This window comes from Streptomyces sp. NPDC101118 (assembly GCF_044759445.1).
Classification (GTDB): Bacteria; Actinomycetota; Actinomycetes; order Streptomycetales; family Streptomycetaceae; genus Streptomyces.
Genome location: NZ_JBIVZG010000002.1, coordinates 429,771 through 444,804 on the forward strand (window position 1 = coordinate 429,771; position 15,034 = coordinate 444,804).

14 protein-coding genes and 1 pseudogene are annotated in these 15,034 nt (G+C 75.1%); 10 read left to right on the plus strand and 5 right to left on the minus strand.

Translation table 11 applies throughout. The features are described 5' to 3' along the window. Positions 1-99 precede the first annotated feature (99 nt). The 3 genes from ACIQUQ_RS04865 to ACIQUQ_RS04875 all read left to right on the plus strand — a co-directional run bounded on the left by ACIQUQ_RS04865 (position 100) and on the right by ACIQUQ_RS04875 (position 3,927). Complete coding sequence (locus ACIQUQ_RS04865) at positions 100-1,530, plus strand: DUF2252 domain-containing protein (protein ID WP_403971356.1); 1,431 nt, start codon at positions 100-102, stop codon at positions 1,528-1,530. A gap of 82 nt (positions 1,531-1,612) precedes the next feature. After that, on the plus strand, positions 1,613-2,026 hold the full coding sequence (locus ACIQUQ_RS04870; RefSeq protein WP_403971357.1) for an SHOCT domain-containing protein: 414 nt from the start codon (positions 1,613-1,615) through the stop codon (positions 2,024-2,026). 455 nt (positions 2,027-2,481) lie between these two features. Continuing rightward, positions 2,482-3,927 (plus strand): MFS transporter, encoded by a 1,446-nt coding sequence (locus ACIQUQ_RS04875; protein WP_403971359.1) that lies wholly within the window; start codon positions 2,482-2,484, stop codon positions 3,925-3,927. Between the two features lie 69 nt (positions 3,928-3,996). Here ACIQUQ_RS04875 and ACIQUQ_RS04880 read toward each other — a convergent pair whose 3' ends face one another. Further along, a complete protein-coding gene (locus ACIQUQ_RS04880; RefSeq protein WP_403971361.1) occupies positions 3,997-4,401 on the minus strand; it encodes a hypothetical protein in 405 nt (134 codons plus the stop codon). A gap of 183 nt (positions 4,402-4,584) precedes the next feature. Continuing rightward, entirely contained in the window at positions 4,585-5,541 is a 957-nt protein-coding gene (locus tag ACIQUQ_RS04885; protein ID WP_403971363.1) for a helix-turn-helix domain-containing protein, read from the minus strand. 218 nt (positions 5,542-5,759) lie between these two features. Between ACIQUQ_RS04885 and ACIQUQ_RS04890 the strand changes: the two genes are divergently transcribed. Together ACIQUQ_RS04890 and ACIQUQ_RS04895 are read left to right on the plus strand one after the other, a co-directional pair. Continuing rightward, positions 5,760-5,981, plus strand: coding sequence for a hypothetical protein (locus tag ACIQUQ_RS04890; RefSeq protein ID WP_403971365.1), 222 nt, complete (start codon positions 5,760-5,762; stop codon positions 5,979-5,981). Between the two features lie 75 nt (positions 5,982-6,056). Then, on the plus strand, positions 6,057-6,770 hold the full coding sequence (locus ACIQUQ_RS04895; protein WP_403971367.1) for a lipoprotein: 714 nt from the start codon (positions 6,057-6,059) through the stop codon (positions 6,768-6,770). A gap of 73 nt (positions 6,771-6,843) precedes the next feature. Here ACIQUQ_RS04895 and ACIQUQ_RS04900 read toward each other — a convergent pair whose 3' ends face one another. Together ACIQUQ_RS04900 and ACIQUQ_RS04905 are read right to left on the minus strand one after the other, a co-directional pair. Next, complete coding sequence (locus ACIQUQ_RS04900) at positions 6,844-7,671, minus strand: VOC family protein (RefSeq protein WP_403971369.1); 828 nt, start codon at positions 7,669-7,671, stop codon at positions 6,844-6,846. Positions 7,672-7,788: 117 nt separating this feature from the next. Continuing rightward, positions 7,789-8,054, minus strand: a pseudogene (locus ACIQUQ_RS04905) (UTRA domain-containing protein); the annotation flags it as partial. 253 nt (positions 8,055-8,307) lie between these two features. On the opposite strand from ACIQUQ_RS04905, the gene ACIQUQ_RS04910 reads away from it, so the two are divergent. After that, positions 8,308-8,922, plus strand: coding sequence for a hypothetical protein (locus ACIQUQ_RS04910; protein ID WP_403971371.1), 615 nt, complete (start codon positions 8,308-8,310; stop codon positions 8,920-8,922). A 7-nt stretch (positions 8,923-8,929) separates the two neighbouring features. Here ACIQUQ_RS04910 and ACIQUQ_RS04915 read toward each other — a convergent pair whose 3' ends face one another. Beyond that, positions 8,930-9,301 carry a hypothetical protein gene (locus tag ACIQUQ_RS04915; RefSeq protein WP_403971373.1) on the minus strand — a complete coding sequence of 124 codons (372 nt, stop codon included), beginning with the start codon at positions 9,299-9,301 and terminating at the stop codon, positions 8,930-8,932. A 368-nt stretch (positions 9,302-9,669) separates the two neighbouring features. Here ACIQUQ_RS04915 and ACIQUQ_RS04920 point away from each other — a divergent pair, with 368 nt between their 5' ends. The 4 genes from ACIQUQ_RS04920 to ACIQUQ_RS04935 all read left to right on the plus strand — a co-directional run bounded on the left by ACIQUQ_RS04920 (position 9,670) and on the right by ACIQUQ_RS04935 (position 14,977). Beyond that, positions 9,670-11,430 carry a hydrogenase maturation protein gene (locus ACIQUQ_RS04920; RefSeq protein WP_403971375.1) on the plus strand — a complete coding sequence of 587 codons (1,761 nt, stop codon included), beginning with the start codon at positions 9,670-9,672 and terminating at the stop codon, positions 11,428-11,430. A 91-nt stretch (positions 11,431-11,521) separates the two neighbouring features. After that, the gene (locus tag ACIQUQ_RS04925; protein WP_403670070.1) at positions 11,522-12,580 is read left to right on the plus strand and encodes a hydrogenase expression protein HypE; all 1,059 of its coding nucleotides are present in this window, start codon (positions 11,522-11,524) and stop codon (positions 12,578-12,580) included. A 76-nt stretch (positions 12,581-12,656) separates the two neighbouring features. Then, entirely contained in the window at positions 12,657-14,441 is a 1,785-nt protein-coding gene (locus tag ACIQUQ_RS04930) for a nickel-dependent hydrogenase large subunit (RefSeq protein WP_403971377.1), read from the plus strand. Next, positions 14,438-14,977: a hypothetical protein gene (locus tag ACIQUQ_RS04935; protein WP_403971379.1), complete on the plus strand. Its 540-nt coding sequence runs from the start codon at positions 14,438-14,440 to the stop codon at positions 14,975-14,977. Before ACIQUQ_RS04930 ends, ACIQUQ_RS04935 begins: the two co-directional genes overlap by 4 nt. Positions 14,978-15,034: the final 57 nt, after the last annotated feature.

Sequence of the window (15,034 nt, forward strand, 5' to 3'; positions counted from 1 at the left end):
GCACACACTGGTTTCCCGAACCGTTCCGCCCACCGGGAAACCACCGGCCGGGCGGACCGGCGGGGCGTACCGGTCGCCCCGCGGGGAGGAGGCGCCACCGTGGTCACGACGTCGCACCGCACGCCCCACTGGCCGACGCCCGACGAGCGGGCCGCCGCGGGCAAGGCCGCCCGCGCCCGCGTCCGCCGCGCGGACCAGGGGGGCCACGAGCCAGCCCCCGACCGCCCCGACCCCGTCGCCACCCTGGAGGCCCAGGCCGCCTCCCGCGTCCCGGACCTGGTCCCCATCCGGTACGGCCGGATGCTGGAATCCCCGTTCCGCTTCTACCGCGGCGCGGCGGCGGTCATGGCCGCCGACCTGGGCCGGGCGCCCCACACCGGCCTCACCACCCAGCTGTGCGGCGACGCCCACGCCCTGAACTTCGGCGTCTTCGCCTCCCCGGAGCGGAACCTCGTCTTCGACATCAACGACTTCGACGAGACCTGCCCGGGCCCCTTCGAGTGGGACGTGAAGCGCCTGGCCGCCGGCTTCTCCGTGGCAGGCCGCGACAACGGCTACGACGAGGTGGACCGCAGGTCCGTCGTCCGCGAGGCCGTCCGCTCGTACCGCGAACGGATGCGCGCCTTCGGCGGCATGAGGGTCCTCGACATCTGGTACGCCCGCGACGACGCCGACGACCTGCGCGCGCTGGTGGCCGAGGAGGGCGGCCGGAAGATGCGCCGCCGCACCGACGAGGCGCTGACCAAGGCCCGCGGCAAGGACCACCTGCGGGCGTTCGCCAAGCTGACCCGCGTCGTCGACGGCGAACGCCGCTTCGTTGCCGACCCGCCCCTGGTCACCCCCCTCCGCGACCTGCTGTCCGACACCGGCGACAGCGATCCCGCGCCGGCCCTCCGCGCCCTCCTCACCGAGTACGGCGGCACGCTGAGCGCCGAACGCCGCGAGCTGCTCGGCCGGTTCCGCCTGGTCGACATCGCCCGCAAGGTCGTCGGCGTCGGCAGCGTCGGCACCCGCTGCTGGATCCTGCTCATGCTCGGCCGGGACGACGAGGACCCGCTGATCCTCCAGGCGAAGGAAGCGGGCGAGTCCGTCCTCGCCCCCTACGCCGGCCCGGTCCCCCAGGACAACCAGGGGCAGCGAGTCGTCGAGGGCCAGCGGCTCATGCAGGCGTCCGGCGACATCTTCCTCGGCTGGGACCGGGTCACCGGCATCGACGGCCGCCGCCGCGACTTCTACGTGCGCCAGCTCCACGACTGGAAGGGCGGCCCCAACACCGACGTCATGGTGCCCGCCGGCATGCGGCTGTTCGCCCGGGTCTGCGGGGCCGCCCTGGCCCGCGCCCACGCCCGGGCGGGCGACCCCGTCGCCATCGCCGCGTACCTGGGCTCCGCCGACACCTTCGACCGGGCCCTGGCCGACTACGCCGAGGCGTACGCCGAGCAGAACCAGCGCGACTACGAGGCGCTCGCCGCCGCGGTCGCCGACGGGCGCGTCACGGCCGCCCCGGACCCCGCCGCCGCGCGGTCCTGAGATCACCCGCGCCGGGTGATGCGGGAAACGGCCCCGCGGGCGAAAGTCGGAGCCGCACCATCCGCTAGGACAGGAGACTGCGATGGACCGCTACGTGCCGCTGGCCTACGACTACCCGCTGCTGGGTGCCTTCTGGACCACGATGTGGATCTTCCTATGGGTCCTGTGGTTCTTCCTGTTGTTCCGCATCATCGGCGACATCTTCAGCGACCACGAGCTCGGTGGCTGGGGCAAGGCCGGATGGATCATCTTCGTGATCGTCCTGCCCTTCCTGGGCGTCTTCGTGTACATCTGCGCCCGCGGCAAGAGCATGGGTGAGCGCTCGGTCGCCCAGATGCAGGCGCAGCAGGAGCAGATGGACTCCTACATACGCGAGACCGCGGGCACCAAGGGCAGCAGCACCGCGGAGCAGCTCGCCAAGCTGTCCGAGATCAAGGCGCGCGGAGACCTCTCCGAGGCCGAGTTCCAGGCGGCCAAGGAGAAGCTCCTCCGCTGAACCACCGCCTCCGAGACCACCGCATCCGAAGCACCACCGCGGCGGCGACCCGGACCACCGTCGCCGCCGACGCCACCGGGACGCAGCAGGTGGCGTGGGCGGGCCCCCCCCCCGCCCCCCCCCCCCCCCCGGGCCCGGGGGGCGCCCCCCCCCCCGCCGGGGCCCCCCCCCCCCCCCCCCCCCCCGGGCCCCCCCCCCCCCGGGGGGCGGGTGGGGGGGGGGGGGGGGCCCCCCCGCCCCCCCCCCCCACCCCCGCGTGCACGGGGGCGCGCCACCCCCCAGGACGGGACCCACCGGACATGCGCCGCCCGAGGACACGCCACCTCAGGACGTGACGCCCCGGGCCGCGCCCCCCCATGACCGACCGCCCGCCCTCCGGGGTCGAGCGGTGCTCGAGCGCGTTCCGGCAGGGTGGGACGGCAGTACGTCACGCCGTGTCTCCCGGGAAGCAGCACATGTCCGCGCCGTTATCCGCAGCCGCGCCGCCCGCGGCCCCCGTACCGGCCCGGCCGGGGGCCCTCGTCCGGCGCCCCGGGACGGCGCCCCGCGTCCGCCGGCCGCGTCCCGGCCCCGCGCTCGCGGTCATCGCCGGCGCCAATGCCACGATCCACCTCGACGACCCGCTGATGAACGTCGCCCTGCCCGGCATCCGGGCCGAGCTGCACCTGACGGCCCTCTCGGCCTCCTGGGTCGTCGGCGCCTACCTGCTGGCCTTCGGCGGGCTGCTGCTGCTCGGCGGCCGGGCCGGCGAGGTCCTCGGCCGGCGCCGCGTCTTCGTGTCCGGCCTGGCCGTCTTCACCCTCGCCGGCACGCTGCGGGCGCTCGCGCCCAACGGCGAGCTGCTGATCGCCGTACGGGCCGCCGAAGGGGCCGGCGCCGCCCTGGTCGCGGCCAACGGCTTCGTTCTGATGCTGGAGGCCTTCCCCCCGGGGCCGGCCCGCACGAGGGCGATCGCCGTCTGCACGGCCGTGGGCGCGGCCTCGACCGCCGGCGGCCTGCTGCTGGCCGGCGCCCTCACGTCCGTCGGCTCGTGGCGCTGGGTCGTGCTGCTGAACGTGCCGCTCGGGCTGGTCCTGGCGCTGCTCGCCCCCCGGGTGCTGGCCGAGTCCGTCCGGATTCCGGGCCGCTTCGACGCCGCCGGTGCCGTGCTGTCCGCCCTGGGCGCGGCCTCCCTGGTGTACGGGCTGTCGCAGGCGGCCGAACGCCCCTGGTCCAGCCTCCAGGTGGCCGGCCCGCTGGCGTCCGGCGCCGCGCTGCTGGCGCTGTTCGTCGGGGTGCAGCGGCACACGGCGCAGCCGATCGTACGGCTCGGCGTGTTCCGCGACCGGAACCGGGCGCTGGCGTACGCGAGCATGCTGGCCGTGCCCGGCGCGGTGATCGGCGCCTACTTCTTCCTGAGCCAGTTCTTCCAGCAGGACCGCGGCTGGTCGCCGCTGGCGGCCGCGCTCGCGCTGCTGCCGGTGCCGCTGACCACGGCCGCGCTGGTCGGCTTCGCGGTGCGGGAGGAGCGGGCCCTGGGCGCCAAGCGGGTGATGGCCATCGGCGCCGCGGCCCTGCTCCTGGAGAACCTGTGGCTGACGCGGCTGGGGCCCGAGGACCCGTACGCGACCGCCGTGCTGCCCGCCCTCGTCCTGCTCGGCGCCGGCCTGGCCTTCTGCGCCGTCCCCGCGACCGTCCTGGCCACCTCCGGGCTGAAGGCGGAGGAGACCGGATCCACCGGCAGCCTGCTCAACGCCTGCCAGGCCGTGGGCGGTTCGCTGTGCGTCGCGCTGCTGGTCACCGCGTCCTCCGGGTACGGGAGCCTCCCCGAGGCCATGTCCGCCGGCTTCGCCGCCGCGGCCGCCTGCGGGGCGGCCGTGCTGGCCCTCGCCCTCGCGCTGCGCCCCCGCCCCCGCCCGTAGGGCGACGGTGACGAGAACACCGTGCGGCCGGTGCCCTTCCCCGCGGGGCACCGACCGCACGGTGCGCCGCTACGCGACGGCGTGCGCCCAGCCGCCGCAGGTCTCCCAGTACACGACGTTGGAGCTGCCGTCGCCGAGGCAGGCCCGGAAGTCGAAGCCGTAGCCCTCGGGCAGGTCGCCGTAGGAGCGGTCGGTGCACTTGCCCGCGCCCGCCGTGTGCCACTTGTACTGCCAGCGGCCGTTCACGTAGGCCTCGGCGACGACCGACTTGCCGTCCGAGGCGTTGTCGCAGACGACCAGCTTGTCGCCGCTGGCGTACCAGGTGGCGGTGCCGGCGCCGCCCACGCTGCCGGCGGCCCCGGCCGAGGGTGCCATCAGCACCACGGCCGCGGCGGCTGTGCCGGTCACGGCCAGGGCGTTGCGCAGCCGGCGGGCGGTGGACGACGTACCGGCGGTGCGGGAAGTACGGAACATGGGCCGGTGACTCCTTCGCGGACCCGGCGCCCCGGTGGCGCCTCGTGGGACGGGATCATTCCGGGGTGCCCGGACCGCGGTATTGGAAGAATGCGCAGCCCGGCGGCGACGGTTGGCCGGGAGCCTCACGACCGGCCGTGGCCAGGCCCCCACGCGGACCGCCCCCACGCGGACCGCCCCCGCTCACGGCAGCCGCCGCCGGCCCCGCGGCCGGGCCGGCGCGTGCTCCGGCGCCGGCGCGCTCGTGACCGTTCCGGTGCCGCGGTCGGACACCGGGGGACCCGACGGCGGGAGGGAGCCGCCGGCGGCCCGGGCCGCGAAGAACTCCCGGGGCGTGGCCCCCGTCATCCGCCGGAAGTCCAGGTGCAGGTGGGACTGGTCGCAGTAGCCGCTCTCCGCGGCGGCGACGGCCGTGGACGAACCGTCCGCGAGCAGCCGGAGGGCGCGCCCCAGCCGGAACATCCGCCCGATCGACTTCGGCGTCAGCCCCGCCTGTTCCTTGAGCCGGTTCTCCAGCTGCCGGACGCTCCACCCCGTACGGGCCGCGAGCTCGGCCACCGGGAGCCGCCCGCCGCTGCGGGCCAGCTGCCGCCACGCCCAGGCCACCCGGGGCTCGGGGACCGGTCCCGTCGCCAGCCAGCGCGTCAGCGCACGGTCCACCAGCATGAACCGGCTGGTCCAGTCGTGCTGTTCGGCCAGGGCCTCGGCCAGGCGGTCGGCGCGTGCCCCGAGCAGCTCGGCCGCGGGGAGGTGCCGGTCGGCGAGGGCGTGCAGGGGCACGCCGAACAGCCGGTACGCGGTCCAGGGCGCCAGCAGCACCTCCACCGCGGCGACCCGGCCGTCGTGTTCCCCGACGACGGGACCGGTCTGGAGCCCGGCCACCGCGGAGACGAGCCGCACGCCGGACGGGGCCGCGCCGGGCTGCCGCGGGGCCCCGACGAGCCGCAGGGGCGAGCCGAAGCCGACGACCAGGCTGACCCACGGGACGGGTATCTCCAGCCGGCGGCGGGGCTGTCCCGTCCCGAACCGCACCCCACGGTAGAGCCGTACTCCGGGCCGGAGCGCGGGGTGCGGCCGGGCGGCTGCGACGTCCCAGGTGCCCTCGGGGCAGGCGGCGTACTGGAGGACGGATCCGGACATGGCTCTCCAACCGTGGGGGGAGGGGCCGAAGATCGCCCCGCTGCGGTGTCGGCCATGGTGAGCGGCCCAGCCGCCCGGGTCAGCGCGAAATCCGGTCAACGTACGGAAGCCGCGGCTCCGGGACCGGCCGCCGACGGCGGGAACGATCGGGGCCGCGCATCCGTCCTCATGGGTGAGCAACGCTGCCGTTGCCTTGGCGCGACCGGGGAGAGGGAGCCGTGGAACCGAGGGACGTTTCGACGCTGGAGACCGCGCTGCCGGACGGGCGGCGGCTGGTCCTGTCCTTGCCCCCGACGGACGCGGCGTGGGCCGCGGACGGGGTCCGGGGGCTGCGCGCCGTGCCGGCGACGCACGAGGGCCGTGGGGACGAGCCCGCCCCGCTGCCCGACGTCGAGCAGGCCCAGATGCTGAGGATCGCCCTGCTGGGTATCGGAGCCTGATCCCTGCCCCCCCGGCCTGGAGGCCGCACGAACCGGCGGATAATCTCGCACGGTTGTACGGAATCGGGGGGTCTGATGGCGGGCAGGGCGATGCCGGGCGTGGCGCCGGCGCTGGCGGTGTGCGTGGTGCTGGCGGGCTGTGCGCCGGACGGGAGCGAGGGTGCCGAGGAGCGGACCGGGGCCCCTCCGGCGGCCTCGGCGCCGTCCGCGGGGCAGCCGCGTGCCACGGGCACTCCGAAGGCCGCCGGCAGCGCCCCGGGGAAGGCCACCGGCCAGGCGGCCGCGAAGGGCGGCACCCTCGGTGCCGCCGGTTCCGCGTGCGTGCTGCCCGTGACCTTCGATTTCGCGGCCTCCTGGGAGCCCGACGCCATCGAGCCGGCCCCTGCCGACTCGGTGCTCGGGGACCTCACCCAGGGCCCGTACACCGCCGTCTGCGAGATCGACGCCAAGCCCGCCGGTGCCATCGGGTTCCTGCGGGTCTACACCGGGGACGCCGGTGCCGGCTCCCCGCGCCGGGCGCTGGAGGCCTTCGTCGCGGGGGACCGGAACGCCCACGGGGCCACGTACACCGAGACCGCCGCGGGCGGCCTGCCCGTCGCCGAGGTGACGTACACCGTCACCAGCGAACTCCTCGGCGAGTCCAAGCAGGAGAGCGCGCTCGCCGTCACCACCCCGCGCGGCGCGGTGGTCCTCCACGTCGGAGGGCTGGACACGGCCGAGCACCGGCGGATGCTCCCGGCGTACGAACTCGCCCGGCGCAGCATCCGGCCGGGCGGTGGCACCCGCTGACACGGGAGCGCCGCCGACCGCCCGGGACTCAGCCGTGAGCCGCCCGGCACCCAGCCCCTGAGCCGCCCGGCACTCAGCCCTGGGCCGGCGGCCCCACCGGGGTCAGCACCACGAAGTCCGCGCCCGCCGGGTCGACGCAGACGGCCAGCCGGCCCACGCCCTCCGCGTCCTCCGGGCCCATCTGGACGGTGCCGCCCTGCTCCCTGACCGTGGCGACCGCGGCGTCGCAGTCGGCGACCGCGAAGACGGGGTGCCAGTACGGCTTGCCGTCCGCCAGCGTCAGGTGTTCCTTGGGCATCTCCATGAGGCCGCCCTGCATCCGCTCCTCGGGCAGCCCGGCCGGGGTGATCAGGGAGTACGTGCCCCCGCCGCCCGGCAGGCCCATGTCGCCGTACGTCCAGCCGAAGACGCTGCCGTAGAACTCCTTGGCGGCCGCGGCGTCGGTGGTGTACAGCTCCGTCCAGGAGAGCGAGCCCGGCTCGTCCACCAGCTCGATGCCGGTGTCCGAGCCCGGCTGCCAGGCGGCGAACTGGCCGCCCTGGGGGTCGGTGTACTGGGCCATCCGGCCCCACTCGCCGAGGTCCCGCGGTGCCACCCGCACGGTGCCGCCGCCCTGCTCGACCGCGCGGGTCGTGGCGTCCGCGTCGGCGACCGAGTAGTAGATCATCCAGGCGGAGCGCGCCCCCTCCTCGGTGAGCTTCCCGAGCCCGGCGACGATCTTCCCGTCCTTCCGGAACATCCCGCCTTCCATGCCCTCGTCCCCGGCGCCCTCCTCACCCGTGTCCATGGGCTCGTACTCCCAGCCCAGCACGGCGCCGTAGAACGCGGCCGCGGCGGGCACGTCGGGCGCGCCGAGGTCGATCCAGCAGGGGGAACCGGGGACGAAATCGGTAGTGATCACGGGGTCTTCCCTTCCACGTGTCCGGTACCGCCCCAGCGTGACACCGGCCACTGACAGCCGCCCCCGGACGCGCCCGCAGCACCGCCCCGGACGTGCCCGCCCCACCGGACGTCCCCCTCACGGGGCCGCCGCTCGGTCCCCGGTCAGCGCCGGGCCGGTCCGCCGGGCCAGGGCGTTGCTCCCGATGGAGTTGTGCACGCTGAAGTTCACCGCGTCCGGGCCGTACCGGTCGTCGGACCACTCGACCGGCCGCCCCTCCCGCGTGGTGGCCATCCGCGGCACCCGCAGCAGCGGGCTCGTGCGCCGTACGTCCAGGAGTCCGGCGTCCCGGGCGCCACCGTGTCGATGAGGTGCTCGCCGTACGCAAACACCAGCCCCGTGTCGCCGCCGCGGTGCGCCCGTGCTTCTGGACGCCGACGTCGACGCCGCGGGCCTCGACACCGCCGTGCGCGCCGCGCCCGAACTCGCCGCGGCGCTCGGGTGGTTCCACCACGCGGCCGGCGAGAACCTCGCGGTCCTCAGCCGTCACCCGACCGCCGCCACCCTGGGCGACCCCGGCGTCGGCTTCTACGGAGCGGCCGGCGCCCGCATCCGGCTCGACGAGCACCCCGACGGCACCCCCCACGAGCTGGTGCCGTGGACGGCCCACCTCGACCACGCGCCCCACGGGTCTACGACGCCTGCTTCGACGGCCTCCCCGAGGCGGAACTGGTCCGGCGCGAGGAGGAGTCGGGCCGGGTCCACCGGATCGGCGAGGTCCTCGCAGCCATGGCCCCCGACCTCGCCCGGGCCGACGACACCCCGGTCCTCCTCACCGGCGACTTCAACGCCCCCTCACACCTGGACCGGACCGCCGGCGCGACCGCGCGGCACGGCGGCCGGGGTCCGGTGGACCGGCCCGTCTCCCGCGCCGTCGAGCGGGCCGGCCTCCGCGACTCGTACCGGGAGGCCCACCCCGACCCGGTGACGGCCCCGGGCACCACCTGGTCGCCCGCCCACCCGCAGTACGAGGACGGCAGCGGCCGCCCCGAACCGCAGGACGGCATCGACTACGTGCTGCACGCGGGCGCCCGCGTCCCCGTCCTGGACTCCACCACCCTGGCCACCGGCCGCAACACCCCCTGGCCGGACGTGGCGGCCAACGACTGGCCTCCGACCACGCGGCGGTGGTCACGACCTACCACCTCACCTGGCCGCGTCAGGCCGGCCCGGGCGGCCCGGCCCACCCGGGCTCAGGACGGGAGGCCCTGACGCCGCCCTACAGCCGTTCCTCCATGCGGATCGCGTCCTCGAGGTCCTCGTGGGCCTCGCCCGGGCGGCCCTCCTGCTGCTCCAGCAGGGCCGCCGCGATGGCGTCGAGTTTGCGCTGGATGGCGTGCTCGGCGCGGCGCTCGCTGTTCTTGAGCAGGGCCAGCAGCAACAGCGACACCGCGCCGATCGCGTCCCCGACCAGGTGCTGCCACCCGATCGCCAGCCCCAGCACGTGCACGACCAGGAACGCCGTCACCAGAACCAGGCACAGCCCGGAGAACAGCGCCGAGCTGGTGAAGTTCGAGGCATGCTCGGCGAGTCGCGCGAACCGCCCGCCGACCCCGTCACCGGACTGCTCGGCCGGATGCTGAAGAACCATGCCCGGCGCCTGCCCCCGATCTCCCGGACCACACCCCACCCTCCGGGCCCCGGCCCGCGCCGGCGCGCCCTCCCACCCCCGGGGTCACGGGCCCCCGTCCACGCCGGCGCCCGGCAGGAGCGGCGGGTACGGGTGCCGCGATCGCAGTGCGGCGCGCCCCCGCCCCCGGACTGCCGCCGACCGGACCCATGGGAGACCGCTTTCGGGTGACGCGGCAGCCCGGCGCCGTCGGAGCGGCGGCCCGCGGACCGGATCATCGCTGGCGGCCGGTCACGACCCGGTCACGCAGGGCGGCCGGACCGGGCCGCCCCACGTTCCGCCCTCCGGCCGGCGCCCGCGTCCGCCACCGGCCGCAGCCGGGAGACCACGTGCACATCCTGCTCGTCGCCAGTGCCTTCAACAGCCTCACCCAGCGGGTCCACGCCGAACTCCGCGACCGCGGGCACCGGGTGGCCGTCGAGCTGGCCCTGCCGGGTACGGACCTCACCGCGGCCGTCGACCGCCACGACCCCGACCTGGTGCTCGCCCCGATGCTGCGCACCGCACTGCCCGAGGCGGTCTGGTCCGCCCGCACCTGCCTGATCGTGCACCCCGGGCCGCCCGGCGACCGGGGCCCCTCCTCCCTCGACCACGCCCTCCACGACGGCGTCGCAGCCTGGGGCGTCACCGTGCTCCAGGCGAACGCCGAGATGGACGCCGGCGACGTGTGGGCCGCCGCCTCCTGCCCCCTCCCGCCCCTCGGCAAGAGCGACCTCTACCGCGGCGAGGTCGCCGACGCCGCCCTGGAGGCGGTGCTGCTGGCCGTGGCACGGTTCGCCTCCGGCACCCACGTACCGGAGCCCCAGACCACCGGCCGGGTCCGTCCGCCCGTACGCCAGGAAGACCGCCGCATCGACTGGCACGCGGACCCCACCGAGCTGGTCCTGCGCCGCCTGCGGGCCGCCGACTCCCGGCCCGGCGTCCTCGACGAACTCCTGGGCGCCCCCTGGTACCTGCACGGCGGCCACCCCGAGGACGGCCTGCGCGGCCGCCCCGGCACCCTCCTCGCCACCCGCAACGGCGCCGTCTGCCGGGCCACCGCCGACGGCGCGGTGTGGATCCCGGAACTCCGGGCCCCCCGCACCCCCGGCGCGCCCGCCCCGGTCAAGCTGCCCGCCACCCTCGCCCTCGGCCCCCTGCTGCCCCCGCTCCCCGAACTCCCCGCCCCCGTCGACGCCGGCGCGACCGGAGCCCCCCGCACCTGGACCGACATCACCTACCGCGAAGAGGGCGCCACCGGCTTCCTGACCTTCGCCTTCCCCGGCGGCGCCATGAGCACCGCCCAGTGCCGGCGGCTCCTCGACGCCTACCGCGCCGCCTGCGCCCGCCCCACCTCCGTCCTCGTCCTCGGCGGCGGCCGCGACTTCTTCTCCAACGGCATCCACCTCGGCGTCATCGAGGCCGCCGCCGACCCGGCCGCCGAGTCCTGGGCGAACATCAACGCCATCGACGACCTCGTGGAGGCCGTCCTGACCACCACGGACCGCATCGTCGTCGCCGCCCTCGGCGGCAACGCAGCCGCCGGCGGCGCGATGCTGGCCCTGGCCGCCGACGAGGTCTGGTGCCGCTCGGGAGCCGTCCTCAACCCGCACTACCGGCTCATGGGCCTGTACGGCTCGGAGTTCTGGACGTACACCCTGCCCCGCCGCGTCGGCGACACGACCGCCGCCCGGCTGATGGCCGAGGCCCTGCCCGTGGGTGCCGACGCGGCACGGCGCCTCGGCCTGGTCGACCGTACGATCCCCTGCTCCCCGCAGGAGTTCGCCGCGCGCACCCGGAGGCTCGCCGTCCGGCTGTCCGCCGTACCCGGCACCCAGGCCCGGATCGCCGCCAAGAAGGGCCGGCGCGAGCGCGACGAGGCCCTCCGGCCGCTCGCCGCCCACCGCGCGGACGAGCTGGCCCGCATGCGGGCGGTCTTCGACGACCCGGCCGCGCCCTACCACGCCCTGCGTCGGGCCTTCGTACGCAAGGAACCCGCCACCGGCACCCCGCCGCACCTCACCCTCCCGCCCCGCCCCGAACCGGCCGCGCAACCGGAGACGGACACCGCGGGCGGGGGCCGGGTCCGTCACCGGACTGGCCGCACATGACACGGCAGCCACGCCCACCGGCTGTTAGCAAGAAAGGTGAGGCCGCCCCGGGCGGCCCGTCCCCCCACCCCTCCCCGAGGAGGAAACCCGCATGGATGCGAGCCCGACGACCACCCAGGTGGAGGACCCCACGGTCCACATCCTCTGGATCAACGCAGGCCTGAGCTGCGACGGGGACTCGGTCGCCCTCACGGCGGCGATGCAGCCCACCATCGAGGAGATCGTCACGGGCGCCCTCCCCGGGCTGCCGAAGGTCCAGGTGCACTGGCCGCTGATCGACTTCGAGTGCGGCCCCGTCGGTGGCGCCGACACCTTCATCGAATGGTTCTTCAAGGGCGAGCGCGGCGAGATCGACCCCTTCGTGCTCGTCGTCGAGGGCTCGATCCCCAACGAGAAGGTCAAGCGCGAGGGCTACTGGTGCGGCTTCGGCGACGACCCCGCGACCGGCCAGCCCATCACCACCAGCGAGTGGATCGACCGGCTCGCGCCCAAGGCCCTCGCCGTCGTCGCGATCGGCACCTGCGCCACGTACGGCGGCATCCACGCCATGGAGGGCAACCCGACCGGCGCCATGGGCGTGCCCGACTACCTCGGCTGGGACTGGAAGTCCCACGCCGGCATCCCCATCGTGTGCGTCCCCGGCTGCCCCATCCAGCCGGACAACTTCTCCGAGACGCTCACCTACCTGCTCTACCAGGCGGCCGGGTCGGCCCCGATGATCCCGCTGGACGACAAGCTGCGCCCGACCTGGCTGTTCGGCGCCACCGTGCACGAGGGCTGCGACCGCGCCGGCTACTACGAGCAGGGCCAGTTCGCGCACACCTACGACTCGCCCAAGTGCCTGGTCAAGCTGGGCTGCTGGGGACCGGTCGTCAAGTGCAACGTACCCAAGCGCGGCTGGATCAACGGCGTCGGCGGCTGCCCGAACGTCGGCGGCATCTGCATCGCCTGCACGATGCCCGGCTTCCCCGACAAGTTCATGCCGTTCATGGACGAGCCGCCCGGCGCGAGGGTCTCCGTCACGGCGAGCAGCGCGTACGGGGCGGTCGTCCGCAGACTCCGCTCCATCACCCTGCACACCGCCGACAAGGAGCCCAAGTGGCGCCACACCGGCAAGAAGCTCACCACGGGCTACCGCCCGCCGCGCTGACCCCCGCACCCCCGCCCGCGCGACCCCGCCCCGGCAATCCCGCCCCCGCACACCCGGAAGGCTCACGGCACACACGATGACACCGAACACCAAGGCGGCCGGTGACGGCAGCGGCCTCGTCGAGATGGCATGGGACCCGATCACCCGGATCGTGGGCAGCCTCGGCATCCACACGAAGATCGACTTCAAGCAGAAGCGGGTCGCCGAGTGCTACAGCACCTCGTCGGTCTTCCGCGGCTACAGCGTCTTCATGCGCGGCAAGGACCCCCGCGACGCGCACTTCATCACCAGCCGCATCTGCGGGATCTGCGGCGACAACCACGCGACGTGCTCGGTGTACGCGCAGAACATGGCGTACGGCGTCAAGCCGCCCCACCTCGGCGAGTGGATCATCAACCTCGGCGAGTCCGCGGAGTACATGTTCGACCACAACATCTTCCAGGAGAACCTGGTCGGGGTCGACTACTGCGAGAAGATGGTCCGCGAGACCAACCCCGGCGTCCTGGAGCTGGCCGAGCGCACCGAGGCTCCGCACGCCGGCGAGCACGGCTACCGCACCATCGCCGACATCATGCGCTCCCTCAACCCCATCGAGGGCGAGTTCTACCGCGAGGCGCTGCAGGTCAGCCGCTACACCCGCGAGATGTTCTGCCTGATGGAGGGCCGCCACGTGCACCCCTCCACGCTCTACCCGGGCGGCGTCGGCACCGTCGCGTCCGTGCAGCTCTTCACCGACTACATGAGCCGCCTCATGCGGTACGTCGAGTTCATGAAGCGGGTCGTGCCGCTCCACGACGACCTGTTCGACTTCTTCTACGAGGCCCTGCCCGGGTACGAGGAGGTCGGCCGGCGGCGCGTCCTGCTGGGCTGCTGGGGCGCCCTGAACGACCCCGAGCACTGCGACTTCACGTACGCCAACATGACCGACTGGGGACGGAAGATGTTCGTCACCCCGGGCGTCGTCGTGGACGGCAAGCTGGTGACCAACGACCTCACCGAGATCAACCTCGGCATCCGCATCCTGCTCGGCAGCTCGTACTACGACGACTGGGCCGGCCGGGAGCAGTTCGTCACCCACGACCCGCTGGGCAACCCCGTCGACCCCCGCCACCCGTGGAACCAGCACACCCTCCCCGCCCCGCAGAAGCGGAACTTCGACGACAAGTACAGCTGGGTGATGTCGCCCCGCTGGTTCGACGGCAAGGACCACCTGTCGCTGGACACCGGCGGCGGCCCCATCGCCCGGCTCTGGTCCACCGCCCTCTCCGGCCTCGTCGACGTCGGGTACGTCAAGGCCACCGGGCACAGCGTCGTCATCAACCTGCCCCGCACGATGACCAAGCCCGAGACCACCTTCGAGTGGCGCATCCCGAAGTGGAGCAACGCGCTGGAGCGCAACCGCGCCCGCACCTACTTCCAGGCCTACGCGGCCGGCATCGCGCTGCACTGCGCCGAGAAGGGCCTCGCCGAGGTCCGCGCCGGACGCACCCAGACCTGGGAGAAGTTCGAGGTGCCGGACGAGTCCATCGGCTGCGGCTTCACCGAGGCCGTCCGCGGCGTCCTCTCGCACCACATGGTCATCCGCGACGGAAAGATCGCCAACTACCACCCGTACCCGCCGACCCCGTGGAACGCCAGCACCCGTGACACGTACGGCACCCCGGGCCCGTACGAGGACGCCGTGCAGAACACCCCGATCTTCGAGGAGAACCCGCCGGAGAACTTCAAGGGCATCGACATCATGCGCGCCGTGCGCAGCTTCGACCCCTGCCTGCCGTGCGGCGTGCACATGTACGTCGGCGGCGGGAAGACCGTCAAGCAGATGCACGTGCCCACCGGCCTGAGCGGACTGGGCGGATGAGCGCCGCGGGCGCGCCGGCCGGCGCGCGCGAGGCCGGGCGGCGGATCGAGGAGATCCTCGACGGGTTCGCGGCCGCGGGTGACCCGGCGGCCCTCGCCGCGGCCGAGGACCTCGTCCGGGTCCTCATGGAGTTCTACGGCGCCGGCCTCGCCCGCGTCGTCGCCGCCCTCGACCCCGCCCGGCTCGCCGGACTCGCCGGGGACGAACTGGTGGGCGGCCTGCTCGCCCTGCACGACCTGCACCCCGAGGACGCCAGGACCAGGATCGACCGGGTCCTGGCCGCGGCCCCGGAACCCGTCGAGCTGGTCGCGCTCGACGAGGCCGGGGGAGTGCTCTGGGTCCGGCAGACCGGCAGCGGCGGCTGCGGCTGCGGCGGTTCCGGCACGGAGGCCCTGCGGCGCGCCCTGGAGGACGCCGTCGGGGCCCTCGTACCCGAGGTCACCGCGGTGGAACTGGAGCCCGCGGACCGCCGTGCGCCCCAGCCGGTGCTGCTCCAGATCGGCTCCCGGCCCACGGCTCCGGCGCGGGTCCCGTGACCGCCGCGCCGCCGACGCCCGCCGGGCTCCCGCACCCCGGCGCGGGGCCGCACCCCG

Excerpts from the sequence above, each read along its gene's own strand:
- ACIQUQ_RS04925 (WP_403670070.1), top strand. The coding sequence starts at position 11,522 with ATGGATGCGAGCCCGACGACCACCCAGGTGGAGGACCCCACGGTCCAC.
- ACIQUQ_RS04895 (WP_403971367.1), top strand. The coding sequence starts at position 6,057 with ATGGCGGGCAGGGCGATGCCGGGCGTGGCGCCGGCGCTGGCGGTGTGC.
- ACIQUQ_RS04870 (WP_403971357.1), top strand. The coding sequence starts at position 1,613 with ATGGACCGCTACGTGCCGCTGGCCTACGACTACCCGCTGCTGGGTGCC.
- ACIQUQ_RS04930 (WP_403971377.1), top strand. The coding sequence starts at position 12,657 with ATGACACCGAACACCAAGGCGGCCGGTGACGGCAGCGGCCTCGTCGAG.
- ACIQUQ_RS04875 (WP_403971359.1), top strand. The coding sequence starts at position 2,482 with ATGTCCGCGCCGTTATCCGCAGCCGCGCCGCCCGCGGCCCCCGTACCG.
- ACIQUQ_RS04935 (WP_403971379.1), top strand. The coding sequence starts at position 14,438 with ATGAGCGCCGCGGGCGCGCCGGCCGGCGCGCGCGAGGCCGGGCGGCGG.
- ACIQUQ_RS04880 (WP_403971361.1), bottom strand. The coding sequence starts at position 4,401 with ATGTTCCGTACTTCCCGCACCGCCGGTACGTCGTCCACCGCCCGCCGG.
- ACIQUQ_RS04915 (WP_403971373.1), bottom strand. The coding sequence starts at position 9,301 with ATGGTTCTTCAGCATCCGGCCGAGCAGTCCGGTGACGGGGTCGGCGGG.
- ACIQUQ_RS04885 (WP_403971363.1), bottom strand. The coding sequence starts at position 5,541 with ATGTCCGGATCCGTCCTCCAGTACGCCGCCTGCCCCGAGGGCACCTGG.